The sequence below is a fragment of the Psychroserpens mesophilus genome (assembly GCF_000826645.1).
Lineage (GTDB): Bacteria > Bacteroidota > Bacteroidia > Flavobacteriales > Flavobacteriaceae > Psychroserpens > Psychroserpens mesophilus.
Window position 1 is genome coordinate 239,240 of record NZ_JXJP01000014.1, and the last position, 14,058, is coordinate 253,297.

The following is a 14,058-nucleotide window of genomic DNA, read 5'->3' on the forward strand; positions in this document are numbered from 1 at the left end:
GTGAAATCGAGAGGTCTTTAAAGATGAACATAAAAATTATCAACAAATCTAATCACGATTTACCACACTATGAAACCATTGCTTCAGCTGGAATGGATTTGAGAGCGAGTCTTTCAGAACCTAGAACACTTAAACCTTTAGAGCGAAGTATTGTAGGTACAGGTCTTTTTATCGAATTACCAGTTGGTATTGAAGCTCAAGTTAGACCAAGAAGTGGTTTAGCTGCAAAAAAAGGTATTACAGTACTTAATGCTCCTGGAACAATTGATGCGGATTATAGAGGCGAAATCGGTGTGATTCTGGTTAATTTATCCAGTGAAGATTTTGTCATCAATAATGGTGAACGTATCGCACAATTGATTATTGCTAAACACGAACGTGCTGAATGGAAAGAAGTCGATGAACTTTCAGAAACAGACAGAGGCGAAGGTGGTTTTGGAAGCACAGGAGTAAAATAATTCCTGCAAAAGCAGGAATCTTTTAGTCGATTAAATGAAATTTTGGTATGTCTATATCGTACAAATAAACCTCATAGAGTTATGTGTATTGGAGTAACAGATCATAATGAGGAAAGAGTAAAAGAACACAAACTGAAGATTTATACTAAGTCGTTCACTGCAAAATACAATTGTGATAGATTGGTTTATTTTGAAGAGTTTAAATGTGGTTCGGAAGCTGAAATGCGAGAAAGACAATTCAAAAAATGGAAAGAGATTGGAAGATTGAATTAATTGAAGAATTGAATCCTAGTTGGTCAAATTTAAGTGTCAATTGGAATTTTAATTATAATAAAATAAGAAATTAAGTTTAATTAAACAGATACCTGCTTTCGCAGGCAATTATATGAAAATAATAGTACCAATGGCTGGTCGAGGGTCTCGTCTCAGACCGCATAGTTTAACAGTTCCAAAACCATTAATTCCAGTTGCAGGTCAACCTATCGTTCACAGACTTGTTAAAGATATTGCAAAAGTTTTAAAACAGCCTATAGAAGAAATAGCTTTTGTTTTAGGAGATCCAGCCTGGTTTGGAGACGATGTTGTAGAGAGTTTAAAAAGTTTAGCCGTTAGTTTAGGAGCAAAACCATCTATCTATCGTCAAGATCAACCTTTAGGAACGGGTCACGCTATTATGTGTGCAAAACCCTCATTATCTGGTCCTGCTGTGATTGCTTATGCAGACACCTTAATTCGTGCAGAGTTTGATTTAGATCCAGATGCTGATAGTGTAATTTGGACCAAACGTGTTGCAAACCCAGAAGCCTATGGTGTTGTCAAACTTAACGCTAAGGAAGAAATTGTGGAGTTGGTTGAAAAACCTGAAACCTTTGTCAGTGATCAAGCAGTTATCGGAATTTACTATTTTAAAGATGTCGCTGTTTTGAAAGGGAAGCTTCAGGAAATTCTTGATGACAACATCATGAATGGAGGCGAATACCAGATTAATGATGGTATCAAACGTATGATGGCCGAAGGTAGAATATTCAAAACCGGAACTGTCGATGAATGGATGGACTGCGGGAATAAAAGTGTAACGCTTGAAACAAATGCCAAAATGCTTGGTTTTTTAGCTTCGGATGGAGAAGAACAGCTAATCGCAGATTCAGTTAAAAATATAAATTCAACTATTATCGAGCCTTGTTGTATTGGAGAAAATGTCGTCTTGAACAATGCAACTGTAGGTCCCAACGTTAGTATAGGAAATAATTGTACTATCGACAATTCAACCGTTAAAAATAGCTTAATACAAACGCATACAACCATTAAAAATGCTAACTTAGACAATGCCATGATTGGTAATCACGTTAGCTATGACGGAAACTTTAAAAGTATTAGTATTGGTGATTATTCAGTTTTGGAATAAAACCTAGTTTGTTATTCTGAACTTGTTTCAGAAGCTGATCATGTTTGGAATAAAATTTGAATTACTTGTCATTCAGAGCGCAAGCGAAGAATCTCAAAATGCTTATGAATAAAAAAATCTATATACTTGTTTTGCTCATCGGAATCTTTTTGTTTCCGCAGGTTGACTATGCACAAGTCGATTTTAATAAGCGACCAGATGACGATTTAGGAAATTATGAAGATGCTTATCAGGAACATTTTTTTGAAGCTTTAAAACAAAAAGGGATTGAAAATTACCAACGCTCGGTTGATGCCTTGTTGAAATGCATCAAAATTGACGATACAGATCCTGTCTTATATTTTGAATTAGGAAAGAACTATAAAGCGCTTAAAAATTTTGGTGCTGCTGAAGATGCGCTTAAAGAGGCTATTTCGAAATCACCTGAAAACGAATGGTTTTTAGATGAACTTTATGATCTTTATATGTTACAAAATGATATCGACAAAGCATTAAAGACAGTAAAACAACTGGTAAAATTTCATCCGGATTACAAACAAGATTTAGCAAGTCTGTACATTGAAGCTAAAAAGTATAAAAATGCACTTGAAATTCTTGACGAACTTGATAAGGAATTTGGCTACAATCAAGATCGAGATTTTTTAAGAAATCAAATCTATGATCTAACAGGTAATGATGATGATCGCATTGAAAACCTTGAAGCTCGTATTAAAAGTAATCCAGACGATGAAGCGAGTTACCTTAGACTCATTTATAGATATAGTGAAACTGGTAATACTGAAAAGGCATTCGATACTGCCAAAGAGTTATTAGAATCAAATCCGGAATCTCAGTTGGTTCATTTAGCATTGTATAAATTTTATTTAGATGACAATAAAACTAACGAGGCAATTCAGTCTATGAAAACTGTTTTGACAAGTGCAACGATAAAACCAGAAGCTAAAACTAAGGTATTAAATGATTTTGTAAACTTTGTGTCGAAGCATCCTGAATATGAGCATCAACTTCTTGAAATCACAGCTCTAATTGATGACGATAAAAGCGTAAAAACGTTAAGGGAATTAGCACAATACCATTTAAAAACTAATGATAAAGAAAAGGCATTGGGTTATTTGGAAGATGTCTTAGCAGAAGATCCAAATGATTTTAATACCATCAAGGATGTACTTTTATTGCGCTTAGACCTGAATAAAGATAGTGAAGCCGCTAAACTAAGTTCTGAAACACTAGAATTGTATCCAGCACAACCTATGTTGTATCTGGTTAATGGTGTCGCCAACAATAAATTAAATCAACCTAAAAAAGCTATAGAAAGCTTAGAAATGGGACTCGATTATGTTATCGATGATTCTAAACTATTATCTGATTTTTATACCCAATTAAGCATGGCGTACAAGCAGAATAATAATATTACCAAATCTGAAGCGTTTGCTAAAAAGGCAGAAGCATTGTCTAAACAGCAATAATAGTATGAAAACCTTTAAACTTAGTTTGGTCGTTCTTTTGATTGGTCTTGCATATTCATGTAAGTCGGCCAGAACAGTTGCGAATTCTGGTAAAATCAACGATAATATTACTGCGAAGCAATTAATAAAGGAAAATTCAAGACAGGATTCAAAATTTAAAACACTCCAGGCGAGGGTTAAAATAGACTATACACAAGACTTACAAGAACAAGGTTATACTGTTAATCTTAGAATGGAAAAAGATAAAACCATCTGGATTAGTGCCACTCTGGGATTAGCGAGAGCTATGATTACACCTGACGAAGTAAGTTTTTACGATAAAATCAACAACCAGTATTTTAAAGGCGATTACACATTGTTGAGTAATTTGTTAGGTGTTGAACTCAATTTTAAAAAAGTTCAAAGTTTATTATTAGGTGAGTCACTGTTTAATTTAAAAGATGGAAGATATATCGCTTCAACAAACGACAAGTCATACGTTTTACAACCAAAAGATCAAACCGCATTATTAGAGCTTTTTCTAATGCTTAATCCGTCGCATTTCAAAATGGATTCTCAGCAATTGATGCAACCCTTAAAAAAGCGATTTCTTCAGGTAGATTATCTGGCTTATCAGGATGTAGATAAAGAAATTCTACCAAAAGATATTAAAATTATAGCTGTAGAAAATAATGATGAGGTCATTATTGCCATGGAATATAAATCGATTTCCCTTAATGAAGAGGTTCGTTTTCCATTTAAAATACCTTCAGGATTTAAAGAAATAATATTAGACGATGCGCCATAAACCAACCTATCTAATTGTATTGCTATGCTTCTTTTTAAGTATGTCTTTTGCTAATTCTCAAAGCGATAAACAAAAGGAACTCGAAGCAAAACGTCAAAAGTATCAAAATGAGCTCAAGCAAATTAATGCCTTATTATTTTCAGACAGAAAAAAGGAAAAGTCATTGGTTTCTTTAGTTGAAGACTTGAGTTATAAAGTGAGTGTGAGGCAAAATTTAATCAAGGTCACCAACGATCAGGCTAATCTTTTAACTCGTGAAATCAATGCCAACCAAAACGAGATTAGCAGTTTAAGAGACCAGCTAAAAGAGCTTAAAGAGAGTTATGCAGCAATGGTGGTTAAGTCTTATAAAAGTAAATCTGAACAAAGTCGTGTCATGTTTTTGTTGTCTTCTGATAATTTTAAACAAGCTTACAAGCGTTTGCAGTATATCAAGCAATATGCTAATTATCAAAAAGAACAAGGCGAGCTTATAAAATCTAAAACCCTTAAACTTCAAGATCTTAATACTGATTTATTACGTCAAAAGAAGGATAAAGATAAACTCGTTCAGGAAAACAAGTTAGTCAAAAAGCAATTAGAGATTGAACTCAAAGAGCAGGAGGAGTTAATGGTCTCTATTCGAAAGAATTTAAATTCTTATGCTTCACAAGCTAAAAAGAAGCAACAGGAAATAGATAAAATAGATCGTGAAATTGATCGTTTAATTCGTGAGGCTATTGCAGCATCTAATAAAAAAGCAGGAAACACATCAACTTCTTCAAATACCTTTGTGTTAACTCCTGAAGCTAAAGCCTTAGCTAGAAACTTTGAATCGAACAAAGGAAAACTACCTTGGCCAGTTGAAAAAGGTGTAGTAAAAGTAAAATACGGAACTCAGCCATCGCCAATTGATAGAAACATATCTATTAAAAGTAATGGTGTTCGTATAGCTACTGAGAAAAATGCTGTTGTAAGAGCGGTTTTTAAGGGTACGGTTTTAGCTGTTATTTCACAAAAAAATGGTAATCCAGCTATATTAATTCAACATGGTAATTATATAACCGTTTACAAAAACCTAAGTAAATTGTATGTAGAAAAAGGAGACGTGGTAGAAACTAAACAACAAATAGGAGAAGTTTCTACAAGTCGAGAAGGTGAAACTATGTTGTGGTTTAGTCTTTATGATTCAAATAAACCAATCAATCCAGCAATTTGGGTGTATAAAATGTGACATAAAATGTCATCCTGAACTTGTTTCAGGAGCTCATATTTTATTTTAGAGTTTCTTAATTACTCTTCAAATTTATACTTTCACCACAATATAACCTTTGCGCGTTTTTTTGTAATGCTTTCCATTCCAGAAATAATAACGCTTGTTCTTTACCTTTACAATTTTGTAGTTTTTTGGCGCTGGCTTTACAACAGTAACTGTAGAAGGTGCCACCACAACACGACGAGCACAAGAGTTGAAACTTAAGAGTCCTATTGCTAACAGAAATATGATACAAGTCTTCATAGTGTCTAATATTTGATTCTATGATAAGACCTACATCCTTTATGAAGGTTTAATATTAAACCAATGTCATGTCGAGCGGAGTCGAGACATCTTTTTAAAATATTCTTACGCTTTAATTAAAAACCAAATATGTCAAATTCGACGAATCTGATAAACGGCATTTGCTATTCAAACAATGCTTTTAGCTCTGTAGCTTCAGTTGGTTTCATTTTTCCAGCCAGCACTAAACTTAATTGTTTACGACGTAAAGCACCATCATAACGTTCTTTTTCCAAAGATGTTTCAGCAACGAGCTGAGGCACTTTCACTGGTCGTCCCATTTCATCAACAGCAACAAAGGTATAAATAGCCTCATTAGCCTTAATACTTTCTCCAGACTCTCGGTCTTCAATCCAAACATCAAGATACACCTCCATTGAACTACTAAAGGCACGAGACACTTTTGCTTCAACAGTGACCACACTTCCTAGAGGTATAGATCTATTAAAAGCCACGTGGTTAACAGAAGCTGTTACTACGATGCGTCTGCTATGTCGTCTTGCTGCAATACTGGCAGCACGATCCATACGCGCTAAAAGTTCTCCACCAAAGAGGTTGTTAATCGGGTTGGTTTCACTAGGTAAGACCAAATCGGTCATTATGGTTTTAGATTGAAATGCTGTTTTCGGTTCCATGAAGTATTCAATTTCATGCAAAGGTAAGATGAATTTAAATCTAAGCTAAACGATTTAATGAATAAAAACTATAAAAATTTGTGCCTAATTTAAAACCAATGTTTACTCAATGAACAATATATTTAACGGTTTGCTATTTTTTATAATTGACAAACTATATTATGTTTACAGTAAGCTAAAAAGTCATGAAACGATTTATTTCATCTCTACTAATACTATTAAATATATATTGCTTTAAAGCTCAAACCCCAATGTTATCTTTAGAAAACTCTGATGACTTTGTAAATGGCGCATATTATAAAGATTTAAATAACGAACTTAATAAATTTGTTGGAACATGGATTTATAATGACGGAAATACTAGTTTTGTGATTCAACTTCAGAAAGTTGAACAATACTATAATGGCGAATGGTATGAAGATTTGTTAATAGGTGAATACCAATATTTAGAAAATGGAGTTGAGGTCATTAATTCTCTTTCTAGATTAAGTAGTCCATTAGTTAATAATGCACAACATTATATAGATGGGAACCAACTCTTGAAAAAAATGCAAATTATCCCATGTGACAATTGTGGTATGGCCGAAAGTCGAGTATTATTATTTTTTACTGATCCACAAAGAAAATATTTACATAATAAATTAGTATTACGCTTTATAGATAACAATGGAGTTGAAACCATTGAAGTGCAATTGTTTTCTGCGGGAAGTTATATATCTCCTTATGAGAATGCTCCAAAAGAACCTAGAGTTCCTTATGGCTCCTATGAATTAATAAAACAGTAAATCTAATCTAAAAGCCCAAATTTGATATTTCAATTTGGGCTTTTATTAAATTATTATGAGATTCTTAATTCTTCCTCCTGAATCACAAAGCAATTAATCCAATGCTTTAACCAACAACCAGGCATCTCTGTTGTGCTCACGTTTTACCTGGCGTAAGGCTTGTAATGCTTCTAATCTGTCAGTATAACTGGCATAAACCACTTCGTGAAGTCCGTATTTGTTAGCACCAATTTTTCTGGCTTTATATCCTAAAGCTCTCAGTTGGTCAACTTTTTTATCTGAATTATCTTCAACTCTAAATGCACCAGCAACAATATGGTAGTTACCTGTTTGTTGTTTCTCTACGGATAGCGTAGCTGCTGGCAGCGGATTATCTATAATAAATGTCGCTTCCTGAACCTTGGTTTCTAACCTTTGATTGGCTTCTTCTTGGGCTAATTGATTATGAGCATCAATTTGATTCATATAATAATTCGAAGCCGTGAAACCTCCAACAGTTAAGGCGATCAGTGCAATAGCAGCATACTTTAAATATGGACGAGATTTGCGTTTTTCAGCCGTAACCGCAATAGGAATGACGTTTTCGATTGCTTCAACTTCTTCCTTATATACTTCACGAGTAATATCACTTGATGTAAACTGTGATAACCCAAATGCATCTGTTAAATAATTGATATGCAGTGAAGGTTCAAAATTAATTTTTCCTTCTTTATTTAATAATAGTTCACCAATATTTTCAAATGCAATTATCTCACCTTCAATTAAATATGATTTAATCGATTTGACATGCTTTGCTACTTTTTCAACAGCAACTTCATAAGGAATCTTCTCAACATCAGCAATATAGTTTGCTAATAAGCCATCGTTATGTTGTAATTGCTCATTAAAAGACAGTGCTTTTTTTGGTGGGTAAAACGCATGAGTTGTGTCATGAATTTTTGCTGAAACACGATGCGTTAAAAATGCACCAAACTCAGGTACAGTAACGCAGTCGTATCTATATAGTAAATCGCTGATGTAAGTCTCTAGTTGCATAAAAACAAAGTTAAAAATTTTTGTTCGCGAATAAAACATCCATTGAAGTATTTATTAACAAGAGAAAATTTAGTATTTTCATAGAAAATAATCTATAAAAATGACAGAGGACGAATTAATCTATGTTTTAGCATTACAACACGTACCAAAAATTGGTGATGTAACGGCTAAAAAATTAATCCATTACTGTGGGTCTGCAGAAGCTGTTTTAAAGGAAAAACGCCAACATCTTCTCAAAATTGAAGGTGTAGGAATAACCACTATTAAAGGATTATTTAGCTCAGAACATCTTAAAGCTGCTGAACATGAACTTAAATTCATAAAAGAGAATTCTATTTCTTGCTTGTATTTTACCGATGAGTTATATCCTGAAAAACTAAAACATTGTATTGATGCACCAATTTTACTATTTCAAACAGGCCACATCAACTTAAAGCAACAACGACTTATAAGTATTGTTGGTACTCGAAAAATTACTACTTATGGTATTGCGTTTTGCGAACAATTAATTGAGCAATTAGCGCCTTTTAATCCGATTATTGTCTCTGGTTTTGCTTACGGAACAGATATTACAGCTCAAAAAGCTGCGATGAAGCATCAATTACAAACGATTGGGTGTTTAGCACACGGATTAAATCAGATTTACCCGAAAACACATAAAAAATACATTGCTGAAGTTGAAAAGCATGGTGGATTTCTAACTGATTTCTGGAGTTCAGATACCTTTGATAGAAATAATTTTTTAAAACGTAACCGGATTATTGCAGGAATGAGTTCAGCAACTATAGTGATTGAGTCTGCCGAAAAAGGTGGAAGCTTAGTCACTGCAGATATAGCAAATTCATATAATAGAGATGTGTTTGCCGTTCCAGGACGCGTGACCGACAGCCAAAGTATGGGCTGTAATAATTTGATTAAATTCCAGCAAGCACATGTGTTATCAAACCCTTTAGATGTTGCCTATATGTTAAATTGGGAATTAGAATCTAAAGCACAACCAGTGATTCAAAAACAGCTATTTGTTGAGTTAACGTCTGAAGAACAAGTCATTTACAATTACTTAAAAGATAACGACAAACAACTTTTAGACGTGATTGCATTAGAATGTCACATGCCCATTTTTAAAGTTGCAAGCTTGTTGTTAACTATGGAATTAAAAGGTGTGACTCGGCCACTACCTGGAAAAATATTTGAGCTTGTTTAACTTGTTTCGTTCCCAGAAAAAATGAATCCAGGTTGCAATAATTAGAATTATTCCACCAATTAATATCCAATCTATACCTTTACTTTCTGATGGGATTCTTGAAGCTACTAAAAGTAACATACCCACAGTATTTATGATGGAAAACATCAATAATTTTTTCATTTTAATAGCCTGCTTTTTCTCTTACACGTTTAAGAACATTATTTGCTACAGTTTTTGCCTTTTGAGCACCAATAGCTAAGGCATCATCAATCTCATTTAAATTTGCCATATAATGGTTGTAACGTTCACGTTGTGTTGCAAATGTAGACAGAATTAATTCGTATAAAGCTTGCTTGGCATGACCATAACCATAACCGCCATTGTCGTAATTAGCTTTCATGATTTCTATTTCAGCTTCAGAAGCTAACAACTTATAAATGGCAAAACAATTACATGTTTTCCAGTCTTTTGGGTCTTCTAAAGGTGTGCTATCGGTTTCGATAGCCATGATTTGCTTGCGTAACTGTTTTTCCGGAAGGAAAATATTGATAAAGTTATTTCGGCTTTTACTCATTTTTTCACCATCGGTTCCAGGAATGAGTTTCGTGTTTTCTTGAACCTTACCTTCTGGTAAAACAAATGTTTCTCCCATTTTAGCATGAAAACGCGTTGCCACATCACGTGTCATTTCGATATGCTGTAACTGGTCTTTTCCTACTGGAATAATTTCGGCATCATACAATAAAATATCAGCAGCCATTAACATAGGATACATAAATAAACCTGAGTTTACATCATCCAAACGATCTGCTTTGTCTTTAAATCCATGAGCAAGCATTAATCGTTTATATGGAAAAAAGCAATCTAAATACCAGGCCAGTTCTGTGACTTGAGGAATATCACTTTGTCTGTAAAACACCGTTTTGTTAATGTCAAGTCCGAAGGCTAACCAGGTTGCAGCAACCGAATAGGTATTGTGACGCAACTCTTCAGCATCTTTAATTTGCGTAAGTGTATGCAGATTAGCGATAAATAAATACGACTCATTTTTTGAATCGTTTGCCATCTCTATAGCTGGTAAAATTGCGCCTAATATATTTCCTAAATGAGGTGTTCCTGTGCTTTGTATTCCTGTAAGTATTCTTGCCATGTTCACTTTCCGGATGAACGGAAATCAATTTAATTAGTATTTCAACTTATATCGTCAGCAAAGGTAATTTTTTTAGTAGAATTGTTGAATAAATTTGACTAGTTTTGAGCCACATGAAGCTATTTAAGTACATCTTCTGGATTTTATATCGTATCTGGTTCTACATTTTAGTAGCGCTTCCAATTATTGTTTTATTTCCAATATTGGTGATTTCAATTCTTAAAGAATCGTGGTATCCTTTCTTTTTTAAGCTGGCTCGTTTTTGGGCACGTTTTATTTTAATTGGCATGGGTTTTAATGTGAAAATAGAACGAGAGCAAGTCCCAGAACCATCAAAAAGCTATATGTTTATAGCAAACCACACCTCAATGGCAGACATCATGCTCATGCTAGTTACGGTAAAAAACCCGTTCGTATTTGTAGGTAAAAAGGAATTAGCTAAAATTCCATTATTTGGTTTTTTCTATAAACGCACTAGTATTTTGGTAGATCGCAGTAATCCTAAAAGTAGGCAAGCTGTATTTTTAAGAGCACAACGACGTTTGAAACAAGGGATGAGTATTTGTATTTTCCCGGAAGGAGGCGTGCCAGATGAACATATTGTTTTAGATGAATTTAAAGATGGAGCCTTCCGTATGGCTATCAATCACCACATACCAATTGTTCCCATAACTTTTGCAGATAATAAGAAACGCTTTTCTTATACGTTTTTTAGTGGCAGTCCTGGGCTAATGAGAGCTAAAATTCATAAGTTTATTTCAACAGAAGGACTAACCATTGCTGATACTAAAACGGTAAATGAAGTATCTCATGAGTTGATATTAAAAGAACTATTAGTTCTTAATAACAACAAAAAAGCTACTCTTGGCACAGAGTAGCTTTTATGTTGTTATTGTGATTTAACAATAACTATCTAACCAACTAAAAAACTTAAAACTTAAAACTTAAAACTAAGTCCAGTGTAAACACCTACAAAAAAGGGTTTAAAATCACCAGATGTATTATTAAATGTATTTATTTGATACTTAAATGTAGGTTCAAGATTAAATTGAAACTGTTCAGAAAAGTTATAATCCAGACCAATTCCAAAATTTGCCGTATAACTCAAATCTTTCACATTAGTTGCTTCACCCAAACGTGTGCGATTACCATTATTTAAAACAGCGTACACATCATTATCACTTAAAAACAATGTGCTAAAACCACCAATTAAATTTAATCCTATTTTACGTTCTATAATATTATATTCAACCTCAATAGGAACTTCTATAAAACCAAGTTGTTGATCTAATGAACCTTGTTCTTGAGTAAATAAGGTCGCAGGAGCATTTTCAAATTTAAAACTTCGTGCGCTGTAAATAGAGTGTTGACTCATACTATCAGTTAAATTCACGTTAGCTATTTGACGTCTTCCTCTGGCTACAGGACTTGTATTCTCAAAAATTAGAACATCTTTTGTTTGATAGCCTAATTGTACTTTGTTAATTCCTGCTCTGATTTTGAATTTTTTATTTACAGCATAACTTCCATTAATACCATAACTCATATTAATTTCAGACGCTTTTGTGTTTTCTACAAATTGATTGTCTAAAGGAGATCCTTCACCTAAAGAACTAAAATAAACAGGTGCTACGCTTGGTGAAACGCTCCACCTGTTTAGTTGCTCTTCCTCTTCTTCTTTTTCCTCTGTATTTTCGGCTTCAGCTATTGCATTTTCAATGGCATTAGTCGCTTCTTCTTCTTCTTTATTTTGTGAATCTTCAGTTGAATTATTTTCAGTTTCAGATGTGCCTTTTTCTTTGGTATTGACGTCAGCAATCGTCGTATTTGAATCCGTTTTATTTGACCTTAAAAGGGCATCAATTTCCGATTTGTTTTTAACGGTATTTTGAGTATCCTGATTGGTTTCAGAATTGCCTTTTGAAGTATTAGCAACCGCGTCTTTAATCAGAGGGTTTTCAATCGGATTTCTCTTCTGTTGCTGTAATTCTTCTTTGAAATTATTATTGTTATCAGAAGAGCTGTTTTTACTAGATTCTTTGCGCTTTTCTCCGTTGGAATACTCTGAAACTGTAAGAGCTTTAGATGTTGGATCAGAAGTAATGTTGTTACTCTTATTTTTATGCTCTGAAGACATTTTATCTTCAACTGAAGACTTTGAGCTAGTGTCAACAATCTCTTCAGAACTATCATTTCCTAATATGTCATTAGAAGTATTGGTTTCGTCTAAGCTGTTGTTTTCTTCTTGAGCCTTAGAATTGTTGTTGGTATTTGTGTCATCAACAATAATATCTTTTGAAAAGTTATCGTTTTCCGAGTTGTTAAAAAACTGGTTAGCTAGAGTAAATAAAAGTAGTAAACCAGCAGCTATTCCAGCTACTTTCCACCAGATAGGAATGACACGACGCTTTTTACGCTTGTTTTCATGGAGTCTTTCCTCTATGTTTTCCCAGACATGATCTTTAGGCGCAACATCAAAATTTTTCAGTTGTTCTTTAAAGAGTTTATCTATGTTCTTTTTTTCGTTCATTATAAACTTTGCGAATTACGATTCGCTTTGTATTGTTCTACTTTTTCTTTTAAAATCATCCGAGCTCTTGCAAGGTTTGATTTAGAGGTGCCTATTGAAATGTCGAGCATTGTTGCGATTTCTTTATGTGAGAAATCATCTAAAGCATATAAATTAAATACCAACCTGTAACGATCGGGTAATTCCTGAATGATTTGCAACAAAAAATCTAAACTTATTGCGTCTTCATCAATCTCAACAGAGACATCTTCAATTTGATTTTCATTAACGATGTCGTACACACCAACACTTCTATAGCGTTGCAAGGCTGTGTTAATTGTTATTCTTTTTAACCATCCTTCAAAAGAGCCTTTACTTTTAAACTGGTCTATTTTTTTAAAAATGGTCACATAAGCATCTTGCAAATTATCTTCTGCTTCTGCATAGTTCCGTGAATACTTCAAGCAAATCGAAAACAGTTTACTCGCATAGAGTTTATATATTTGACTTTGAGCCTGCGCATCATTTTTTTTACATTGTGCTATGAGTTGGTCTAAACTCAAACGGATTGGTTATTAATTAGTACGAATTTAACTAGTCTACTACTACAGGTACTTCAATGATGTAATACACATCATTTCCATTGTCATCTATACCTTGCCAAAACCGAAACACATACGGATCAGTTTCATTGACTTCAAGGTTAAAGGTTACTGTTTCTAATTCATCATCAAAAGTCTCACACTCTTGGTTAGGAAAAACGGCAGTAATTACAGCAACAGTTTTTTGGTTAAAATTACTCTGATAATAAAAATCATTAAATACGTGACACCCAGAAGGCTTATAGTAACTCATATTGATTGCTTGTGTGCTACCAAATTGAAATTCTGAAGGCATACTAACACCAGCGATTGGTAACGTTTCATAATAAAAATCAGGAGAGCCATTGTCGTCAGGGCTACAAGACAAAGCTGAACAGATTAAACAAGTCAATAAAAGTAATTTCTTCATAAATCAAATATTTAGGCCATACATACCACAATCACCTTATAGATGCATTAGTTGCACAAAGGTTGCGTCTAAAAATAAAAAAAATCCCTAATTA

Annotated in this window: 16 protein-coding genes; 9 read left to right on the top strand and 7 right to left on the bottom strand. The window is 33.7% G+C overall.

Annotation, left to right across the window (positions count from 1 at the left end; translation table 11 throughout):
* Window positions 1–23: 23 nt before the first annotated feature.
* The 6 genes from dut (at window position 24) to TD18_RS12275 (ending at window position 5,329) form a co-directional block, all read left to right on the top strand.
* Window positions 24–458 carry a dUTP diphosphatase gene (gene dut, locus TD18_RS12250; RefSeq protein ID WP_040252976.1) on the top strand — a complete coding sequence of 145 codons (435 nt, stop codon included), beginning with the start codon at window positions 24–26 and terminating at the stop codon, window positions 456–458.
* A gap of 81 nt (window positions 459–539) precedes the next feature.
* Window positions 540–731, top strand: coding sequence for a GIY-YIG nuclease family protein (locus TD18_RS12255; protein WP_241480670.1), 192 nt, complete (start codon window positions 540–542; stop codon window positions 729–731).
* Window positions 732–843: 112 nt separating this feature from the next.
* Entirely contained in the window at window positions 844–1,863 is a 1,020-nt protein-coding gene (locus TD18_RS12260; RefSeq protein ID WP_040252978.1) for a sugar phosphate nucleotidyltransferase, read from the top strand.
* 104 nt (window positions 1,864–1,967) lie between these two features.
* Complete coding sequence (locus TD18_RS12265) at window positions 1,968–3,329, top strand: tetratricopeptide repeat protein (RefSeq protein WP_040253054.1); 1,362 nt, start codon at window positions 1,968–1,970, stop codon at window positions 3,327–3,329.
* Between the two features lie 4 nt (window positions 3,330–3,333).
* The gene (locus TD18_RS12270) at window positions 3,334–4,116 is read left to right on the top strand and encodes a DUF4292 domain-containing protein (RefSeq protein ID WP_040252981.1); all 783 of its coding nucleotides are present in this window, start codon (window positions 3,334–3,336) and stop codon (window positions 4,114–4,116) included.
* Window positions 4,106–5,329: a murein hydrolase activator EnvC family protein gene (locus TD18_RS12275; RefSeq protein WP_040252984.1), complete on the top strand. Its 1,224-nt coding sequence runs from the start codon at window positions 4,106–4,108 to the stop codon at window positions 5,327–5,329. Before TD18_RS12270 ends, TD18_RS12275 begins: the two co-directional genes overlap by 11 nt.
* A gap of 72 nt (window positions 5,330–5,401) precedes the next feature.
* Here the strand turns inward: TD18_RS12275 and TD18_RS12280 are convergent, their stop codons facing one another.
* Entirely contained in the window at window positions 5,402–5,614 is a 213-nt protein-coding gene (locus tag TD18_RS12280) for a DUF6515 family protein (protein ID WP_052461158.1), read from the bottom strand.
* A gap of 164 nt (window positions 5,615–5,778) precedes the next feature.
* The gene (locus TD18_RS12285) at window positions 5,779–6,288 is read right to left on the bottom strand and encodes an acyl-CoA thioesterase (protein WP_040252986.1); all 510 of its coding nucleotides are present in this window, start codon (window positions 6,286–6,288) and stop codon (window positions 5,779–5,781) included.
* Between the two features lie 185 nt (window positions 6,289–6,473).
* Between TD18_RS12285 and TD18_RS12290 the strand changes: the two genes are divergently transcribed.
* Window positions 6,474–7,073 (top strand): DUF6705 family protein, encoded by a 600-nt coding sequence (locus tag TD18_RS12290; protein ID WP_316931630.1) that lies wholly within the window; start codon window positions 6,474–6,476, stop codon window positions 7,071–7,073.
* Window positions 7,074–7,166: 93 nt separating this feature from the next.
* Here the strand turns inward: TD18_RS12290 and TD18_RS12295 are convergent, their stop codons facing one another.
* Window positions 7,167–8,108, bottom strand: coding sequence for an HU domain-containing protein (locus TD18_RS12295; RefSeq protein ID WP_040253058.1), 942 nt, complete (start codon window positions 8,106–8,108; stop codon window positions 7,167–7,169).
* Between the two features lie 100 nt (window positions 8,109–8,208).
* Here TD18_RS12295 and dprA point away from each other — a divergent pair, with 100 nt between their 5' ends.
* Window positions 8,209–9,312 (top strand): DNA-processing protein DprA, encoded by a 1,104-nt coding sequence (gene dprA, locus TD18_RS12300; protein WP_040252991.1) that lies wholly within the window; start codon window positions 8,209–8,211, stop codon window positions 9,310–9,312.
* Between the two features lie 163 nt (window positions 9,313–9,475).
* On the opposite strand, the gene trpS is transcribed toward dprA, so the two are convergent.
* Window positions 9,476–10,444 carry a tryptophan--tRNA ligase gene (trpS, locus tag TD18_RS12305; RefSeq protein WP_040252994.1) on the bottom strand — a complete coding sequence of 323 codons (969 nt, stop codon included), beginning with the start codon at window positions 10,442–10,444 and terminating at the stop codon, window positions 9,476–9,478.
* A 113-nt stretch (window positions 10,445–10,557) separates the two neighbouring features.
* Here trpS and TD18_RS12310 point away from each other — a divergent pair, with 113 nt between their 5' ends.
* Complete coding sequence (locus tag TD18_RS12310; RefSeq protein ID WP_040252995.1) at window positions 10,558–11,322, top strand: lysophospholipid acyltransferase family protein; 765 nt, start codon at window positions 10,558–10,560, stop codon at window positions 11,320–11,322.
* A 59-nt stretch (window positions 11,323–11,381) separates the two neighbouring features.
* Here the strand turns inward: TD18_RS12310 and TD18_RS16750 are convergent, their stop codons facing one another.
* From TD18_RS16750 to TD18_RS12325, 3 genes are read right to left on the bottom strand one after another with little or no spacing between them, the layout of a single operon-like run.
* Window positions 11,382–12,974 carry a hypothetical protein gene (locus TD18_RS16750; RefSeq protein WP_052461159.1) on the bottom strand — a complete coding sequence of 531 codons (1,593 nt, stop codon included), beginning with the start codon at window positions 12,972–12,974 and terminating at the stop codon, window positions 11,382–11,384.
* Window positions 12,974–13,516: an RNA polymerase sigma factor gene (locus TD18_RS12320; protein ID WP_040252997.1), complete on the bottom strand. Its 543-nt coding sequence runs from the start codon at window positions 13,514–13,516 to the stop codon at window positions 12,974–12,976. The genes TD18_RS16750 and TD18_RS12320 overlap by 1 nt, the downstream gene beginning before the upstream one ends.
* Before the next feature lie 31 nt (window positions 13,517–13,547).
* On the bottom strand, window positions 13,548–13,964 hold the full coding sequence (locus TD18_RS12325) for a hypothetical protein (RefSeq protein ID WP_040253000.1): 417 nt from the start codon (window positions 13,962–13,964) through the stop codon (window positions 13,548–13,550).
* Window positions 13,965–14,058: the final 94 nt, after the last annotated feature.

Coding starts and splice junctions, on each gene's coding strand:
- dut (WP_040252976.1), top strand. CDS start 24: ATGAACATAAAAATTATCAACAAATCTAATCACGATTTACCACACTAT.
- TD18_RS12255 (WP_241480670.1), top strand. CDS start 540: ATGTGTATTGGAGTAACAGATCATAATGAGGAAAGAGTAAAAGAACAC.
- TD18_RS12260 (WP_040252978.1), top strand. CDS start 844: ATGAAAATAATAGTACCAATGGCTGGTCGAGGGTCTCGTCTCAGACCG.
- TD18_RS12265 (WP_040253054.1), top strand. CDS start 1,968: ATGAATAAAAAAATCTATATACTTGTTTTGCTCATCGGAATCTTTTTG.
- TD18_RS12270 (WP_040252981.1), top strand. CDS start 3,334: ATGAAAACCTTTAAACTTAGTTTGGTCGTTCTTTTGATTGGTCTTGCA.
- TD18_RS12275 (WP_040252984.1), top strand. CDS start 4,106: ATGCGCCATAAACCAACCTATCTAATTGTATTGCTATGCTTCTTTTTA.
- TD18_RS12280 (WP_052461158.1), bottom strand. CDS start 5,614: ATGAAGACTTGTATCATATTTCTGTTAGCAATAGGACTCTTAAGTTTC.
- TD18_RS12285 (WP_040252986.1), bottom strand. CDS start 6,288: ATGGAACCGAAAACAGCATTTCAATCTAAAACCATAATGACCGATTTG.
- TD18_RS12290 (WP_316931630.1), top strand. CDS start 6,474: ATGAAACGATTTATTTCATCTCTACTAATACTATTAAATATATATTGC.
- TD18_RS12295 (WP_040253058.1), bottom strand. CDS start 8,108: ATGCAACTAGAGACTTACATCAGCGATTTACTATATAGATACGACTGC.
- dprA (WP_040252991.1), top strand. CDS start 8,209: ATGACAGAGGACGAATTAATCTATGTTTTAGCATTACAACACGTACCA.
- trpS (WP_040252994.1), bottom strand. CDS start 10,444: ATGGCAAGAATACTTACAGGAATACAAAGCACAGGAACACCTCATTTA.
- TD18_RS12310 (WP_040252995.1), top strand. CDS start 10,558: ATGAAGCTATTTAAGTACATCTTCTGGATTTTATATCGTATCTGGTTC.
- TD18_RS16750 (WP_052461159.1), bottom strand. CDS start 12,974: ATGAACGAAAAAAAGAACATAGATAAACTCTTTAAAGAACAACTGAAA.
- TD18_RS12325 (WP_040253000.1), bottom strand. CDS start 13,964: ATGAAGAAATTACTTTTATTGACTTGTTTAATCTGTTCAGCTTTGTCT.